General features: G+C 65.7%; 17 protein-coding genes. 11 read left to right on the top strand and 6 right to left on the bottom strand.

Features of this window, described 5'->3' with window-relative positions:
* Positions 1–471: hypothetical protein (locus AO716_RS14525; RefSeq protein ID WP_055241908.1), on the bottom strand; the 471-nt coding region annotated here is incomplete at its 3' end.
* A gap of 6 nt (positions 472–477) precedes the next feature.
* On the opposite strand from AO716_RS14525, the gene AO716_RS14520 reads away from it, so the two are divergent.
* The 10 genes from AO716_RS14520 (at position 478) to AO716_RS14475 (ending at position 10,240) form a co-directional block, all read left to right on the top strand.
* Positions 478–1,284, top strand: a complete 807-nt coding sequence (locus AO716_RS14520) for a hypothetical protein (RefSeq protein WP_055241906.1) — start codon at positions 478–480, stop codon at positions 1,282–1,284.
* Complete coding sequence (locus AO716_RS14515) at positions 1,277–2,272, top strand: HAD-IIA family hydrolase (RefSeq protein ID WP_055241904.1); 996 nt, start codon at positions 1,277–1,279, stop codon at positions 2,270–2,272. The genes AO716_RS14520 and AO716_RS14515 overlap by 8 nt, the downstream gene beginning before the upstream one ends.
* Before the next feature lie 9 nt (positions 2,273–2,281).
* Positions 2,282–2,575 (top strand): hypothetical protein, encoded by a 294-nt coding sequence (locus AO716_RS14510; RefSeq protein WP_055241903.1) that lies wholly within the window; start codon positions 2,282–2,284, stop codon positions 2,573–2,575.
* Position 2,576: 1 nt separating this feature from the next.
* On the top strand, positions 2,577–3,383 hold the full coding sequence (locus tag AO716_RS14505; protein WP_200907632.1) for a TlyA family RNA methyltransferase: 807 nt from the start codon (positions 2,577–2,579) through the stop codon (positions 3,381–3,383).
* 90 nt (positions 3,384–3,473) lie between these two features.
* On the top strand, positions 3,474–4,418 hold the full coding sequence (locus AO716_RS14500; protein ID WP_055241899.1) for an NAD kinase: 945 nt from the start codon (positions 3,474–3,476) through the stop codon (positions 4,416–4,418).
* The gene (gene recN / locus AO716_RS14495; protein WP_055241897.1) at positions 4,415–6,139 is read left to right on the top strand and encodes a DNA repair protein RecN; all 1,725 of its coding nucleotides are present in this window, start codon (positions 4,415–4,417) and stop codon (positions 6,137–6,139) included. The genes AO716_RS14500 and recN overlap by 4 nt, the downstream gene beginning before the upstream one ends.
* 19 nt (positions 6,140–6,158) lie before the next feature.
* Complete coding sequence (locus AO716_RS14490; RefSeq protein ID WP_055241895.1) at positions 6,159–7,853, top strand: CTP synthase; 1,695 nt, start codon at positions 6,159–6,161, stop codon at positions 7,851–7,853.
* Positions 7,854–7,857: 4 nt separating this feature from the next.
* Complete coding sequence (locus AO716_RS14485) at positions 7,858–8,526, top strand: NUDIX domain-containing protein (protein WP_055241893.1); 669 nt, start codon at positions 7,858–7,860, stop codon at positions 8,524–8,526.
* An 8-nt stretch (positions 8,527–8,534) separates the two neighbouring features.
* Positions 8,535–9,737, top strand: coding sequence for a site-specific tyrosine recombinase XerD (xerD, locus tag AO716_RS14480; protein ID WP_268753586.1), 1,203 nt, complete (start codon positions 8,535–8,537; stop codon positions 9,735–9,737).
* Positions 9,734–10,240, top strand: coding sequence for an 8-oxo-dGTP diphosphatase (locus AO716_RS14475; RefSeq protein ID WP_321164371.1), 507 nt, complete (start codon positions 9,734–9,736; stop codon positions 10,238–10,240). The genes xerD and AO716_RS14475 overlap by 4 nt, the downstream gene beginning before the upstream one ends.
* A gap of 19 nt (positions 10,241–10,259) precedes the next feature.
* On the opposite strand, the gene AO716_RS14470 is transcribed toward AO716_RS14475, so the two are convergent.
* Positions 10,260–10,718: a DUF4188 domain-containing protein gene (locus AO716_RS14470; protein ID WP_235472090.1), complete on the bottom strand. Its 459-nt coding sequence runs from the start codon at positions 10,716–10,718 to the stop codon at positions 10,260–10,262.
* Between the two features lie 98 nt (positions 10,719–10,816).
* On the opposite strand from AO716_RS14470, the gene AO716_RS14465 reads away from it, so the two are divergent.
* The gene (locus AO716_RS14465; protein ID WP_055241891.1) at positions 10,817–11,473 is read left to right on the top strand and encodes a MerR family transcriptional regulator; all 657 of its coding nucleotides are present in this window, start codon (positions 10,817–10,819) and stop codon (positions 11,471–11,473) included.
* A 62-nt stretch (positions 11,474–11,535) separates the two neighbouring features.
* Here the strand turns inward: AO716_RS14465 and AO716_RS14460 are convergent, their stop codons facing one another.
* The 4 genes from AO716_RS14460 to AO716_RS14445 form a co-directional block, all read right to left on the bottom strand.
* The gene (locus AO716_RS14460; protein WP_055241889.1) at positions 11,536–12,672 is read right to left on the bottom strand and encodes a bifunctional 2-methylcitrate synthase/citrate synthase; all 1,137 of its coding nucleotides are present in this window, start codon (positions 12,670–12,672) and stop codon (positions 11,536–11,538) included.
* Positions 12,673–12,772: 100 nt separating this feature from the next.
* On the bottom strand, positions 12,773–13,696 hold the full coding sequence (gene prpB, locus AO716_RS14455) for a methylisocitrate lyase (RefSeq protein ID WP_055241887.1): 924 nt from the start codon (positions 13,694–13,696) through the stop codon (positions 12,773–12,775).
* Positions 13,697–15,214, bottom strand: coding sequence for an MmgE/PrpD family protein (locus tag AO716_RS14450; protein WP_055241885.1), 1,518 nt, complete (start codon positions 15,212–15,214; stop codon positions 13,697–13,699).
* A gap of 18 nt (positions 15,215–15,232) precedes the next feature.
* Positions 15,233–15,880 (bottom strand): GntR family transcriptional regulator, encoded by a 648-nt coding sequence (locus AO716_RS14445; protein ID WP_055241883.1) that lies wholly within the window; start codon positions 15,878–15,880, stop codon positions 15,233–15,235.
* Positions 15,881–16,003: the final 123 nt, after the last annotated feature.

Genomic DNA, 16,003 nt, shown 5'->3' with positions numbered 1-16,003 from the left:
AATGATCGGGGTGAGCGTAAGCCGTTTGCTGGTCGTGATGGGGATCGTAAGCCTTGGGGTGATCGTCCGTCGCGTGATGGTGAGCGTCGTTCCTTCGGTAACGACCGGGGTGAGCGTAAGCCGTTTGCTGGTCGTGATGGGGATCGTAAGCCTTGGGGTGATCGTCCGTCGCGTGATGGTGAGCGTCGTTCCTTCGGTAACGATCGGGGTGACCGTAAGCCGTTCAACAACGATCGGGGTGAGCGGAAGCCGTTCCGCAAGGACAACGACCGCCCACAGCGCCACGGTGCTGACGAAGCTCCCGTCACCGAACGCAAGCACAATGCCCGTGACCTGCGCAGCGCCAACCGCGCTGACCGGGAACGCTCGCCGGAAATCGACGACGACGTTACAGGCCAGGAGCTGGACAAGGTCACCCGTGCGCAGCTGCGCAACCTCGAAGAGGTCAACGGTGAATGGGTCTCCAAGCACCTGGTCATGGCCGGCCGCCTGATCGACACGGACCCTGAGCTCGCGTTCCAGCACGCCCTCGCAGCTTCCCGCCGCGGCGGCCGGCTGGCTGCCGTCCGCGAAGCCGTAGCACTGACTGCCTACGCAGCCGGAGAATTCGGCGACGCACTGCGCGAGTTCCGCACGCACCGCCGGATCAGCGGCTCCAACGAGTACCTGGCCATGATGGCCGACTGCGAACGCGGCCTGGGCCGTCCCGACCGCGCCCTGGACCTGGTCCGCTCTGAGGAAGCGGCGGAGCTGGACAACGCAGGCAAGGTCGACGTCGCCATTGTTGCCTCAGGTGCCCGCATGGACATGGAGCAGTACGACGCCGCTGTGAGCGCACTGGAGATCCCGCAGCTGGATAAGAACCGCGCCTTCTCCTACAGCCCCCGCCTGTTCCGTGCCTACGCAGACGCCCTTGAACTGGCCGGCCGGGGAAGCGAAGCTGAGCCGTGGCGCCGTCAGGCACTGCTCGCGGAAAGCGTCCTGGGACTCGGCGAATTCGCGGAGCCGGAAATCATGGACCTGGGCGAGGACGACGAACCCGAGGCCAAGCCGCGTTTCCGCCGTGACGCCGAGAAGGCCGAGCACGCAGCTTCGGCCGAGGACCGTTCCGGAAACTACGCGGAGCGCGCCGAGGCTGCCCCTGACGCTTCAGGTGTCGACTCCGACGGCGATGACGACGACGCGCTGCCCAGCGATGAGCGCGAAGCCCTGCTGGGAGCCGAAGAAGCCGAAGCAGACAGCGAGGACGACGACGCCCGCGAGACCGCGGACAGCAATGACTAAGGCCCTGCTCAGCAGCTTCGACGCGCTGTTCGCAGACCTCGACGGCGTTGTCTACGCCGGTCCGCACGCCATCCCTGGAGCACCCGAGGCGCTTCAGGGACTGGAAGCTGCCGGCGTAAAACTGGCCTACATCACGAATAACGCGTCGCGTTCCTCGGCCACCGTCGCCGAACACCTGCGCGAACTCGGAGCACCGGCAACCCCGGAGAACGTCTTCGGATCCGCGCAGGCAGGGGCAGAACTGCTGGCGGGCCTCGTGCCCGCCGGAAGCACGGTGCTGGTTACCGGCAGCGCAACGCTGACGGAGCAGGTTCGTGCGCAGGGCTTGGTCCCTGTTGCCTCGGCAGAGGATAAGCCGGCTGCCGTGATCCAGGGCTTCGATCCGGGGCTGGGATGGAAAGACCTGGCAGAAGCGGCCTTTGCCATAACAACGGGGGCGGTGTGGGTTGCGACCAACACCGATCTCACCATTCCGCAGGCCCGGGGCATAGCACCGGGCAACGGAACCCTGGTCGCCGCTGTTGCTGCTGCCACCGGAAAGACGCCGGTAGTGGCTGGCAAGCCGGAAGCCCCGCTGTTTACGACGGCGGCACGTCACCTGGGGGTTGAACGCCCGCTTGTCATTGGGGACCGGCTGGACACGGACATCCTGGGCGGCACCAACGCCCGGTATGCCACCGCGCTGGTTCTCACCGGCGTGGATAGCCCTGCCTCCGCAATGGCTGCACCCTCCAGCATGCGACCGGACTTCCTGGTCCCGTCGCTGGCCGCGCTGTACGAACCTTATCCGGAGGTCGAACCCCTGGACGGTGGCTTCCGCTGCGGTGCTGCTTCGGCACAGGTCAGCGGGGGCGAGGTACGCATCGATTCAGCGGAAGGTGACCTGGACGGATGGCGTGCAGCATGCGCTGCCTGGTGGGCTGCACATCCGGATGCCGCCGAGCCGACGGCCCCGACAGTCCGCTGGACTGTCAGCGCCGCAAGTTAGGCTGACTCCGTGGACGAAAGCCTGGAATCCGGTACTCAATCCGGAACTGAACACAGAGCTGAAGCCGGCACCGAAACCGGTGCCGGGGATGCCGCACGGGACAAATTACCCCTCACCGGCGACCCGGCCGTGGATGCGGTGCTGTCCTGCCTGGACGCAGTGGGGGAGACACCTGTGACCGATCATGCCGCGCTCTACGCGGACCTCCACGATGGACTGCTCGCGGCCTTGAATGAGGACCCGGCGGAGGGCACGTCTCCGGACAGACCGGGCAATGCCCTGCCCGGACCGGGGGTGGCGTAGCGTGGCGCGCCTGGACCAGGAACTTGTTTCCCGCGGACTGGCCCGCTCCCGGACCCACGCCGCCAAGCTGATCTCCGCCGGAAGGGTGCTGCGCGGATCGACTGTGCTTACCAAAGCGTCCACGCCCATTCAGGCCCAGGACCAGCTAAGCGTCAGCGAAGACGGAAACCCCGACTACGTCAGCCGCGCCGGGCACAAGCTTGCCGGTGCGCTGGCTGCTTTTCCCGCCGTCGACCCAACAGGCCTCAGGTGCCTGGACGCCGGGGCGTCTACGGGCGGCTTTACCGATGTACTGCTTCGTGCGGGTGCACGTGAAGTCGCCGCCGTTGACGTGGGGCATGGGCAGCTGGTGGATTCCCTCCGCGCCGACCCGCGTGTCCGCGTTTTCGAAGGGATGAACGTCCGGTACTTCACTTCAGAGGACATCGGCGGAACTGTGGACCTCACCGTCGCAGACCTCAGCTTCATATCCCTGACCAAGGTCGTGGAACCCCTGGCGGCAGTAACCAGGCCAGGGGGGAGCCTGCTGCTCATGGCCAAGCCGCAGTTCGAGGTAGGCCGGGAGCTGCTCGACCGCAGCGGCGTCGTTACCGATCCGGCAAGGCACCGGCTGGCCGTTGAACGCGTGGCGGAGGCTGCGGTGGCGGCGGGACTTGAAATAAGCGGAATCGCCCGGAGTCCTCTGCCCGGCCAGAACGGGAATGTGGAATTCTTTATGTGGATGACGGTGCCTGCGGGTCCGGTCCGTGACGCCGCTGAACGCGGGGCCGCGGCTTCCACCGCAGTCAACGGGGTCTTTGAGGGGTAGCCGGCGTTTGCAGACGCCCCGCACACCGTAGAAGACTGGCGGGACGGCAACACACTGGCTCCGTAACGGGGCAGAACAGGACTGGAACAGATGAGCAGACGGATACTGGTGCTCGCGCACACCGGCCGGAAGGCCGCCATGGCTGCGGCCCAGGAAGTCTGCACGCAGCTCAATGCCGCCGGACTGGTACCGGTGATGCGGCGCAAGGACCTCGAAGACGTCCAGGGCGAATACGGCCAGCTCACTGTCCCCACCGAGATCCTGGACGAAGACGTCCAGCTGACCGACGTCGATCTGGGGATGGTCCTGGGCGGCGACGGAACCATCCTCCGCGCGGCTGAACTGGTGCGGGACACGGAGGTTCCCCTTCTGGGCGTGAACCTCGGCCACGTTGGTTTCCTGGCCGAAAGTGAACGCGAAGACCTGGAGAAGACCGTGGGCTGGGTCGTGGACCGGGCTTACACCGTGGAGGAACGCCTCACCATAGACGTCAAGGTGTGGCTGGACAGCACCCTTCTTGCACATACCTGGGCACTGAACGAAGCCGCCGTGGAGAAAGCGGACAGGCAGCGCATGCTCGAGGTTGTCATGGAGGTTGACGGACGGCCCATTTCCTCCTTCGGCTGCGACGGTGTTGTCATGGCAACTCCCACCGGATCCACCGCCTACGCGTTTTCCGCCGGGGGGCCGGTGGTCTGGCCCGAGGTTGAGGCCCTGCTGATCACGCCCATCAGCGCCCATGCCGTGTTCTCCCGCCCGCTGGTGGTGGCGCCGGATTCGATCCTCGCCGTGGAAATCCTTACCCGCAACGCGGCCAACGGACTGCTTTGGTGTGACGGCCGGCGCAGCCTGGACCTGCCGCCCGGAGCCCGTGTGGAAGTTACCCGTTCGGACGTTCCCGTCCGGCTGGCCAGAACCCACCAGACGCCTTTCTCGGAACGGCTGGTCCGCAAGTTCCAGCTGCCGACGCAGGGCTGGCGCGGACCCGTGGCACATCCCGCAGACGCAGCCGACAGCGGAGGAGTAATTCCGTGATCGAAGAAATCCGCATCCGGGACCTCGGCGTCATCACTGACGCAACACTGACCCTGGGGCCCGGCTTTACCGTCGTGACCGGCGAGACCGGTGCCGGCAAGACCATGGTCATCACCGCCCTCGGGCTGCTGCTTGGCGCACGCTCCGACGCCGGGGCAGTTCGAACCGGTGCAAAATCGGCCCTGGCTGAGGCAGTGGTGCGGCTTTCGCCGGACAGCCCGGCAGTCCTGCGTTCGGCGGACGCCGGTGCAGAACTGGAAGAATACGACGGCCAGGTAGAGCTCCTTGTGGCCCGCGCCGTCAATGCGGACGGACGGAGCCGCGCCCACCTGGGTGGCCGTTCCGCACCGGTGGGAGTCCTGGCCGAGGTGGGCGGACACCTGGTGGCAGTCCACGGTCAGACAGACCAGCTGCGGCTCAAGAGCGCGGCCGCGCAGCGTGAAGCTCTGGACAAATATGCCGGAGAATCACTGGCAGGTGCCCTTAGGGCCTACCGCCAGGGGTATGAGCGTTGGCGTGCTGCAGGCGCTGAACTGACGGAGCTGCGCGAAACCGCCCGGGAACGGCTCCGGGAGGCGGAGTACCTGGCAGCCTCGCTCGAAGAGATCGACGCCGTCGCGCCTCTTCCGGCGGAGGACGAGAACCTCAAGGCAGAGGCAATGCGCCTGGGGAACGTCGAGGAACTGCGTACCGCCTCGGTGGGAGCGCACCAGGCCCTCATCGCAGGGGACTTCTCGGACGGCTCAGACGCCACGTCCCTGGTGGACGCCGCCAAACGCCAGCTCGAACTCGCCGGCGAACACGACCCGGTCCTCGCAGCCGCAGCGGGAAGGCTCGCGGAAGTCGGCTACATCCTCGCCGACATCGCAGCCGAGCTCTCCAGCTACAGTGCCTCGCTGGACTCAGAGGGTCCCGGTCGCCTGGCCGAAGTCGAATCCCGGCGGGCGGAACTGGCCACGCTGGTGCGCAAGTACGCTCCCTCGATCGACGAGGTCCTGGAATGGGCCGAAACCAGCCGGGCACGCCTGGCTGATCTGGGCGACGACAGCAACCGGATCGAAGCACTCGAAGCAGAACTGACCGAGCTTCAGGCCCGCCTCCAGGACGAAGCCGCGGGACTGACCAAGCTTCGCTCCGAAGCGGCCGCCGAACTGGCAGAGCGGGTCAGCAGCGAACTGACTGCCCTGGCGATGCCCGACGCCAGGCTCCTCATCAACGTGGAACCCACGGGGGAGCTCGGGCCGCACGGCGCCGATGCGATCGAATTCCTGCTTGCACCGCATCCGGGTGCCCCGCCCCGGCCGTTGGGCAAGGGTGCTTCAGGCGGTGAGCTTTCACGTGTCATGCTGGCCATTGAAGTTGTGCTAGCTGAGGTGGATCCGGTCCCGACGTTCGTCTTTGATGAGGTGGACGCCGGAGTCGGAGGCAAGGCTGCGATCGAAATTGGACGCCGGCTCGCCATGCTGGCACGCCACGTGCAGGTGATTGTGGTCACGCATCTTCCCCAGGTGGCGGCCTTCGCAGGCCACCACATCCGCGTGATTAAAACCTCTTCCTCGACAGGCGACGGAACCGGCGTGACCGCCAGCGACGTCGTTGTGCTGGATCGTGAGGCCCGGATCAGGGAACTGGCCCGGATGCTTGCGGGCCATGAGGACTCGGAGTCGGCCCGTGCCCACGCCGAGGAACTGCTGGCGACGGCCGCCGTCCCCGGTAAGTAAGTACTCCAACCAACAAAAGGTGATAGGCTCGAATTCCGTGGTGCAGCGATCAAATTCCAGGTTTCCCAAGTCGTCTTCTACGACCAAACACATCTTCGTCACCGGCGGTGTGGCCTCTTCCCTCGGTAAGGGACTGACGGCCTCAAGCCTCGGTCACCTGCTTCGGGCACGTGGCCTCTCGGTGACCATGCAGAAGCTCGATCCTTACTTGAATGTGGATCCGGGCACAATGAACCCCTTCCAGCACGGTGAAGTCTTCGTGACCGACGACGGCGCCGAGACTGACCTCGACATCGGACACTACGAGCGTTTCCTTGATGAAAACCTCGACGGGTCCGCGAACGTCACGACCGGCCAGGTGTACTCCACCGTCATCGCCAAGGAACGCCGCGGCGAATACCTCGGTGACACAGTCCAGGTCATCCCGCACATCACCGACGAGATCAAGCGCCGGATGCGCCTGCCCTCCGAGGCGAAGAAGGCTCCGGACGTCATCATCACGGAAATCGGCGGCACGGTGGGCGACATCGAGTCCCAGCCGTTCCTCGAGTCCGCACGGCAGGTGCGCCAGGACATTGGCCGGAACAACGTCTTCTTCCTGCATGTTTCCCTGGTGCCGTACATCGGCCCCTCCCAGGAACTGAAGACCAAGCCGACCCAGCACTCCGTGGCAGCCCTGCGCTCCATCGGTATCCAGCCGGACGCGATCGTCATCCGCTCCGACCGGCCCGTGCCGGACGCGATGCGCGACAAGATCGGACGCATGTGCGACGTCGACGTTGATGCCGTCATCGGCTGCCCCGACGCGCCGAGCATCTACGACATTCCCAAGACCCTGCATTCCCAGAACCTGGACGCGTACATCGTCCAGCACCTGGGACTGAAGTTCAAGGACGTCGACTGGACCAAGTGGGACCGCCTGCTCGAGGCCGTCCACAACCCCAAGCATCACCTCGAAGTGGCATTGGTGGGCAAGTACATCGACCTGCCCGACGCTTACCTCTCCGTCACCGAGGCCCTGCGTGCAGGCGGTTTCGCCAACAACACCAAGGTCAAGATCCGCTGGGTCCCCTCCGATGACTGCGCCACCGAAGAAGGTGCCCGCAAGGCACTCGCCGGCGTGGACGCCATCTGTGTCCCCGGCGGTTTCGGTATCCGCGGCCTCGAAGGCAAGCTCGGCGCGCTGAAGTTCGCACGCGAAAACAAGCTGCCGACCCTGGGCCTGTGCCTGGGCCTGCAGAGCATGGTCATCGAATACGCCCGCAACGTGGTGGGCCTCGAAGGTGCCTCGTCGAGCGAATTCGAACCGGATACCAAGTACCCGGTTATCGCAACCATGGCCGAGCAGAAGGACATCGTGGCAGGCCAGGGCGACATGGGCGGAACCATGCGCCTGGGCCTTTGGGACGCGAAGCTCGATGAAGGCTCCGTTGTGGCCAAGACGTACGGCAAGACCGCCGTCGCCGAACGCCACCGCCACCGCTACGAGGTCAACAACGCCTACCGCGAGCAGATCGCCGAAGCCGGTCTGGTCTTCTCCGGTACCTCCCCGGACGGTTCGCTGGTGGAGTACGTTGAACTGCCTGAAGAAGTCCACCCGTACTACGTCTCCACCCAGGCGCACCCGGAACTGAGCTCGCGGCCCACCCGCCCTCATCCGCTGTTCGCCGGCCTGATCAAGGCCGCGCTGGCCCACCAGGGCGCGGAGGCGTAAGGACATGAGCGAAGACCGGGGGTTCGCCGACGAACAGAGTCCGCGACGGCTGCTGGAATCATCCGTAGCCTACAGCGGTCCCATTTGGGACGTGGTGAGTGAAAAGTTCACCCTGACTGACGACGGCGAGCCCCTGGTCCGCGACTTCATCCGGCACCCCGGTGCCGTGGCTATCCTGGCCATGAATGAACAGGGCCAGATCCTGCTCATCAACCAGTACCGGCACCCGGTGCGCATGACCCTCTGGGAGATCCCCGCCGGCCTGCTGGACGTTGACGGTGAGGACTACCTCGCCGCCGCCGTCCGCGAGCTGGCTGAGGAAGCGGATCTGGTAGCGGAGGACTGGAGCGTACTGACGGACCTGTTCCTTTCCCCGGGATCCTCCCGCGAAGAACTTCGCATCTACCTTGCCCGCGGACTGCATGAAGTCCCCGATGCCGAACGTCATGAACGCTTCGACGAAGAAGCAGAGATCAAAATGCTGTGGGTGGACCTGGACGACGCCGTGAAGGCCGTCCTGGAAGGCCGCGTGCACAGCCCCTCAGCTGCTGCTGCAGTGCTGGCCGCTGCCGCGGCGCGCGGCAACGGCTATGCAGATCTCCGTCCGGGCGATGCGCCGTGGCCGGAGCACCATTCCGAACACCACGCCTGGCCCAACGGTTCCGTCAGCTAGGGGGACGCATGCCGTCCAACGTTCCAGCAGGCAGCGCCGGAGGGTACGGTGCCCCGGGAAGCACCGGGCCCAATGACACAATCGAGCTGGACCTTTCCGCCCAGCTGAACCCCACCCTCATTCTTGACCGCTCTGAGCTTGCAGCGGGTATTGCCTCCGAGCCGGAATCCGGCCCGGTTCGCGATTCAGCCCCGAAGGCGGCGGCCGCAAAGTCAGCGGGCCCAAAGTCAGCAGCTCCGGCGAGGAGCTCGCGTTCAGCGGAGGATGAGCTGCGGGCCACCGCCGTCGGCCGCGCGATTGCCTCCTACCTGCAGCACATGGCCGTGGAGCGGGGGCTTGCCCGCAACACCGTCGATGCCTACCGCCGGGACCTGCTGCGTTACGCCAGATTCCTGAGCGCCCACGGGCGCGATGCAATTAAGGACATCACCCGGCACGACGTCACAGCGTTCGCACGCTCCATCGCCGAGGGATCAGACGGGGCTTCAGCATTGAGTGTCCGCTCCGCTGCACGCACGATCGTGGCAGTGCGGGGGCTGCACAAGTTCTGGGCGCTGGAAGGACTCACTGAATCGGATCCGGCCGCTGACGTCCATCCGCCGCTGCCCGGCAAACGGCTGCCCAAGGCGATCAGCGTGGACGAAGTCACCCGCATCCTTGAAGCTATTCCGCTGGATACCCCCATGGGACTGCGCGACCGGGCCCTGCTGGAATTCCTCTACTCCACCGGAGCCCGCATCAGCGAAGCCGTGGGGCTGGACCTCGATGACCTGTCCCTGGAACGGATCCCCGCCAGCGGACCCGACGTCGTGCGCCTGTTCGGAAAGGGATCCAAGGAACGCCTGGTGCCGCTTGGCTCCTACGCAGCCCGCGCCCTGGACGACTACCTGGTCCGCGGGCGGCCCGGCGCTGCCGCGAAAGGCAAAGGCACTCCGGCCCTGTTCCTGAACGCCCGCGGCGGACGGCTGAGCCGGCAAAGTGCCTGGACCATTCTCAAGAGTGCCGCTGAGCGCGCGAAGATCGACCGTGACGTCTCTCCGCACACCCTGCGGCATTCCTTCGCCACACACCTGCTTGAGGGCGGCGCCGACGTCCGTGTGGTCCAGGAGCTGCTCGGCCACGCTTCAGTGACCACCACCCAGGTGTATACCCTGGTCACCGCCGATACGCTGCGGGAAGTCTACGCAGCCGCCCATCCGCGGGCACTGTGAACCCGGCAGCGCAGACGCCGCGCGCAACACCCGTGGTGCTGTGTTTCCTGATGCGCGAAACCGCGCAGGACGGGCACGAAGTCCTGCTGGGGATGAAGAAGACCGGCTTCGGCGTCGGACGGATCGTTACCCTGGGAGGCCACGTGGAACCGGGGGAGAGCCCCGAAGCTGCCGCTGTCCGGGAAGTGTTCGAAGAATCCGGTGTCACCATTACCGAAGCAGACCTTGAGCCGGCGGGAACCATTGAGTTTATTTTCCCGGCCAGGCCGGAGTGGGACATGTCCACCACTGTGTACCGCAGCTGGAACTGGCTGGGCGAGCCCATGCCGTCGTCGGAAATCGATCCGGCCTGGTATCCGGCGGACGCGGTTCCATACCCGCAGATGTGGGAGGACTCGGCGCACTGGCTGCCGCGGGTGCTGGACGGCGACTACTTCGCCGCTGCAATCACCCTGGCTCCTGACAATGAGTGCGTGGCCAGCGTGGTGTTCTCCTCCACCTAAGCGGCAGGCGCAGCGGGAGCTAGGCGGCCGTGCGTGGCTGGCCCAGACGCTGTGCGGCGCGGCTGCCCGCAGCTGCCTCCCGGCTTCCGGTTGCGGCGGCCAGCCCCGTCACCGGCATGCCCACGTACATCGACTCTGCCCGGTCCACAGCGTACGTCTCGTGCCAGATCCCCACTGCTCCAGGCACTTTGCGGGCCCTGCGGTTGAACTCGGCCCAGGCGGGACGGTGTTCGGCGCTGGTATCGCCGGCATAGGCATACAGCTGCTCCGGGGTCTTCCAGTACTGGATAACCAGCGGGCCGCCTGCCCCCACTGTTATCCGGTATCCCAGCAGCCCTGAGCTGGAGTCGGCTGACAGTTCCGCGAGCATGCGCGGCATTGCCATAAATACCGGCATCCAGAGATCCGGGCGGAAGATACGGTTCACGCGCATCCCAATCAGGAAAACGACCAGGGGCCCCTCATGCTGGTGGGTCATGCGCTGTGGATAGATTCGAGCCATGACGGCCCCTCCTTAAGTAGATAGTTCTGCTATCCAAGCTAGAGAGTTACACTATCCAGCACAAGGGGGAACGGATGCGAATTTCAGAACTTTCCGCCGCCACGGATGTTCCCGTGGCGACCATCAAGTACTACATCAGGGCCGGACTGCTGCCGGAGGGACGCGCCACCGCCCCGCGGCAGGCAGACTATACGGAAGCCCACGCAGCCAGGCTCAAGCTGATCCGGGCGCTGGTTGGCCCGGGCGGCCTGTCTGTCGCCAGCGCCGCAGCCGTACTGGGCCAGCTGGACGATCCGCCGGAATCCGCCCACGACTTCCTGGGCGCGGCCCACCACGCGCTGGGTACCCAGGACCCTGAGCAGGACTCCCACCCCCGCGCCGATGCGCTGCTCGATGAGCTGGGCTGGGAAGTGGACCCTCTGGACCACGAAGCCCGTTTTCGGCTCGAGAAGGCACTGGCCGGGCTGGAGGATGCCGGGTTCCCTGTGACCCGGGAGCTGCTCGAGACATACGCGGCAGCCATGCACAGTGTGGCTGCGCGGGAGGTCCAGGGGGTGCCCCTGGAATCTCCGGCAGAGGCGCTCAGATACGTGGTGCTCGGTACCGTCCTGATCGAACCTGTTCTGCTGGCACTTCGCCGGCTGGCGCAGCAGGATGTCTCCGGCAGGCTTTTTGCCCGCACCGGTCCTCCCGGCCCTGCGGTGGAGGGGCCAGGCCCTCAAGCGTCCTAGCCAGAACGAGAATGCCCGCGGCAGGAAGATCCTGCCGCGGGCATTCTCGTGTGTAAGAGGTCCTAGGCCAGGTGCCTCTCCTCCGGGCCGTTGTACTCACTCAGCGGCCGGATCAGGGAATTGGCTTCCAGCTGCTCCATGATGTGGGCGGTCCAGCCCGTGATGCGCGCCGCGACGAACAGCGGCGTGAACGTGGGAGTGTCAAAGCCCATCAGGTGGTAGGCAGGACCGGCCGGGTAGTCGAGGTTGGGAAGGATGTTCTTCCGCTCGGCCATTGCCGTCTCCAGGGCCGTGTAGAGCTCCCCAAGATCCGCGCGGTCGTAGTGCTTGATCATGGCATCCAGCGACGCTTTCATGGTGGGCACCCGGGAGTCACCGTTCTTGTACACCCGGTGGCCGAAGCCCATGATCTTCTTCTTCTCCGCCAGCGCTTCATCCAGCCAGGCCGCAGCGTAGGCGGCGGCGTCGGCTTCTTCCGCGGTTGCAGCGGTGATCTCCTGGAAGGTGTGCATCACTGCCTCATTGGCCCCGCCGTGCAGCGCGCCCTTCAGTGCGCCGATCGCTCCGGTCACTGCGGAGTGCAGGTCCGCCAGCGTGGAGGTGATCACCCGGGCAGTGAACGTGGAGGCGTTGAAGGAGTGCTCGGCGTAGAGAATCATCGACACGTTGAAGGCGTCCACGACTTCCGGCGCCGCTTCCTCACCGAACGTCATCCAAAGGAAGTTTGCAGAGTAACCAAGATCCTCACGTGGTTCCACGAGTTCCTCGCCGCGCCGCCGCCGCTGGTCGTAGGCCACTACAGCGGGCATCCCGGCAAAGAGGGAAACGGACTTCGCCAGGTTCGCTTCTGCCGTGGAATCATCTGCCTGCTGGTGCTGGGCGCCCAGTACCGAGGCAGCCGTCCGGCATACATCCATCGGATGGCAGGTTGCCGGCAGGGCATCGATCACGGCCTTCAGCTCCGGCGTGAGCGCCCGCTGGGAGCGCTCGGCCTCGGAGAAAGCGGCCAGTTCCTGCGGATCCGGCAGTTCGCCGTGCCAGAGCAGGTAGGCAACTTCCTCGAACGAACACTTCGCGGCCAGTTCCTGTACCGGGTAGCCCCGGTAGAGCAGGGAGTTGGTCTCGGGGTTCACCTTGGAAATGCGGGTAGTGTCTACCAGCACCCCGGCCAGCCCCTTGTGGATCTGTGTCTCGGTCATAGCTGTGACTCCTTCGTCATGGTGCTCAGGTCAGTCGTAACGCTCAGTTCAGTGGTGGTGCAGTGCCTTCTTCTAGCTCGGAGGGAAACTTACGGCCAGGTCAGGCCGTGGCCGGGGTGCCGGACGTACCGGGGACCTGGAAGTTGAAAACGGACGTGTCGAAGCGGTTGTACGCCTCATAATCCACCAGATCGTACAGGCGCGCACGTGTGAGCATGCTGGGAACCGCGGCGGCCTGCGTGCCGTCTGCCTTGATGGCTTCCAGCGTGCGCTCCGCAGCGCCCATGGCACTGCGCAGCAGCGTCACCGGGTAGATGACCATGTTGACGCCGGCTCCGGCCAGCTGGTCATAGGTGAACAGCTCCGATTTTCCGAATTCGGTCATGTTCGCCAGGATGGGGACGTCGACGGCGGCGCGGATCGCGGCGAATTCCTCCACCGTCTTCATGGCTTCCGGGAAGATGGCGTCCGCACCGGCGTCAACCAGGGCACGTGCGCGGTCCTGGGCGGCTTCCAGTCCGTCGACGGCGCGGATGTCGGTGCGCGCCATGATCAGGAAGTTGGGGTCCCGGCGTGAGTCAGCCGCTGCCCGGATGCGCTTGGTGGCGGTTTCGAGGTCGACGACGTTTTTTCCGTCCAGGTGCCCGCAGCGCTTGGGGTTGAACTGGTCCTCAATGTGGCAGCCGGCCAGGCCGGCGTTCTCCAGTTCCTGGATGGTGCGGGCCACGTTCATCGGCTCACCGAAGCCGGTGTCGGCGTCGACAATCGCGGGAAGGTCGGTCATCCGGGCGATCTGCCCGGCGCGCGCGGCGACCTCGGTGAGGGTGGTCAGGCCGATGTCCGGCAGGCCAAGGTCATTGGCCAGCACGGCGCCGGAGATGTAGACACCGTTGAACCCCTTCTCCTGGATCAGCCGCGCCGAGAGCGGGTTGAACGCGCCCGGATACTGCTGCAGGGTGCCGGAGGCAAGGCCTTCGCGCATGGCAATGCGCTTCTGCTCGGGTGTTGTGGAGGAGTAGAGCATTTAGAAGAGTCCCTTCGGTGCGGCAGCCGGGTCAATGACCCCGGATGCGGCGGTGATGTTGAGCTGGCCGAGTTCTCCGGCCGCCAGTTCAGGAAGCCGCTCGGCAGCGGCAATAAAGCGGTCCATTTCCTCGTCCGGGACCAGGCCTGCAGCCAGCGTCCGGAACTTGTTGATGTAGTCGGCGCGGACGAAGGGCCGGGCACCGAGCGGGTGGGCATCGGCGACGGCGATCTCGTCCGTGATGACTGTCCCGTCGGTAAGGGTGATGTCAACGCGTCCGCCGAAGGCCTTTTCGGCAATATCTGTGGAGTGGTAGCGGCGGGTCCACTCCGGGTCCTCGACCGTGGTGACCTTGTGCCAGAGCGCCACGGTGTCCGGCCGGCCTGCGCGTTCAGGGGCATAGGAGTCCACATGATGCCAGGCGCCGTCCTGCAGGGCGACGGTGAAGATGTACGGGATCGAGTGGTCCAGGGTCTCCCGGGAAGCCGTGGGATCGTACTTCTGCGGATCGTTGGCACCGGAGCCGATGACGTAGTGCGTGTGGTGCGAGGTGGAGATGAGCACCGAGGCAACGTTGGCGGGATCGGCTGCAGCCGGATACTGGCGGTGGATCTTCCGGGCCAGGTCAATCCAGGCCTGGGCCTGGTACTCCGCGGAGTGCTCCTTGGTGTAGGTGTCCAGAATGGCCCGCTTCGCCTCTCCGGGAGCCGGCAGCGGTACGGAATAGGCGGCGTCGGGCCCGTCCAGCAGCCAGGAAATCACGCCGTCTTCGCCTTCGTAGATTGGGGTGGGGGAGGTCTGTCCCCGCATGGCGCGGTCCACGGCTTCGACGGCCATCTTTCCGGCAAACGCCGGTGCATGGGCCTTCCAGGTGGAGATTTCGCCCTTGCGCGACTGGCGGGTGGCCGTGGTGGTGTGAAGCGCCTGTCCGACCGCCTGGAAGATGGTTTCTGTGTCCAGGCCCAGCAGGGTTCCGATGCCGGCTGCCGCTGAGGGGCCCAGATGCGCTACATGGTCGATCTTGTGCTTGTGCAGGCAGATGGCCTTGGCCAGGTCCACCTGGATCTCGTAGCCGGTGGCGATGCCGCGAAGCAGGTCCGCGCCGGTGGCACCCGTGTGCTGCGCTGCGGCGAGGATCGGCGGGATGTTGTCGCCGGGATGCGAGTACTCAGCGGCCAGGAACGTGTCGTGGTAGTCCAGTTCACGGACGGCGACGCCGTTGGCCCACGCGGCCCATTCCGGTGACGTCTTGTCCTGCACACCGAAGACGGATGCTCCGGCGCCGCCGGAGGAAGGAGCGAAGGAAAGCGCCTGGGCACGGGCAGCAACGATCGGCCCGCGGTTGAGTGAGGCTACGGCCACTGAAGCGTTGTCGATGATGCGGTTGATCACCATGTCCGCGACGTCATCGGTGACGGCAACGGGATCGGCGGCGACTTCGGCGATCTTCCAGGCCAGCTGGTCTTCGCGGGGAAGGTTCTCTTCGCTGCGATAGACGCGCACGTTGTGGGATTTCACGGGGATGGTCCTCTCGGATTACGGATGGTGGACGGTGTTGAAGTGTTCAAGGCTCTTGTGGAGGTGGACTGAGGTTGCTGCTGCGGCCAGGGCGGGATCGCCGGCCGCAATCGCCGCGGCGATGGTCGCGTGTTCGGCAGCCGTGTCGCGCAGCCGCGCAGGATTGTCCTTGGCAAGACGGCGAACCCGGGCAAGGTGGAGCCGGACGTTGCCCAGGGCCTGCGTGAGGTACGGGTTGGCAGCCGCGCCGTCGATCGCGGCATCCAGCCGCGCGACCAGCGCGTAGTACCCCCGGCGCGCCGGGTCTTCATCCGGGTCTGCGCCAAGCCGGGCGGCAGCTGCTTCGAAGTCGGCGCGGAGTCCGCGGAAGACGGCAGGGTCTCCCCGCCGCGCTGCAAGGGATGCAGCCTGGCACTCCAGTGCCTGGCGCAGCTCGAACAGGGAACCCACGGTCTCGGGGGAGATGGGGGTGACGACGACGCCGCGTCCGTTGTGCGGCGCAGTGAGGCCGTCAGCAGTAAGGCGCCCGAGTGCTTCCCGCAGCGGAGTGCGGGAGATCCCCAGTCGCTGGGACTGCTCCACTTCGCCCAGCACGGTTCCGGGTGGAAGCCGCCATTCGACGATGTCCTCCCGCAGCATGGCGTAGGCCCGGTCGCTGGCCCGCATAGGTGCCCTTCCTGCAGAGTGCTAACTGGCGTTCAGTGTATACAGAGTTCGATGTTTAGTGAAGTACGTCTCGTGATTGACCCAATAGTGCTGTTCGTCTGTATACAGCAGGGGGTTCTCACA

The organism is Arthrobacter sp. Edens01, from assembly GCF_001307035.1.
Lineage (GTDB): Bacteria > Actinomycetota > Actinomycetes > Actinomycetales > Micrococcaceae > Arthrobacter_B.
This window is presented reverse-complemented; position numbering and strand designations above follow the sequence as displayed.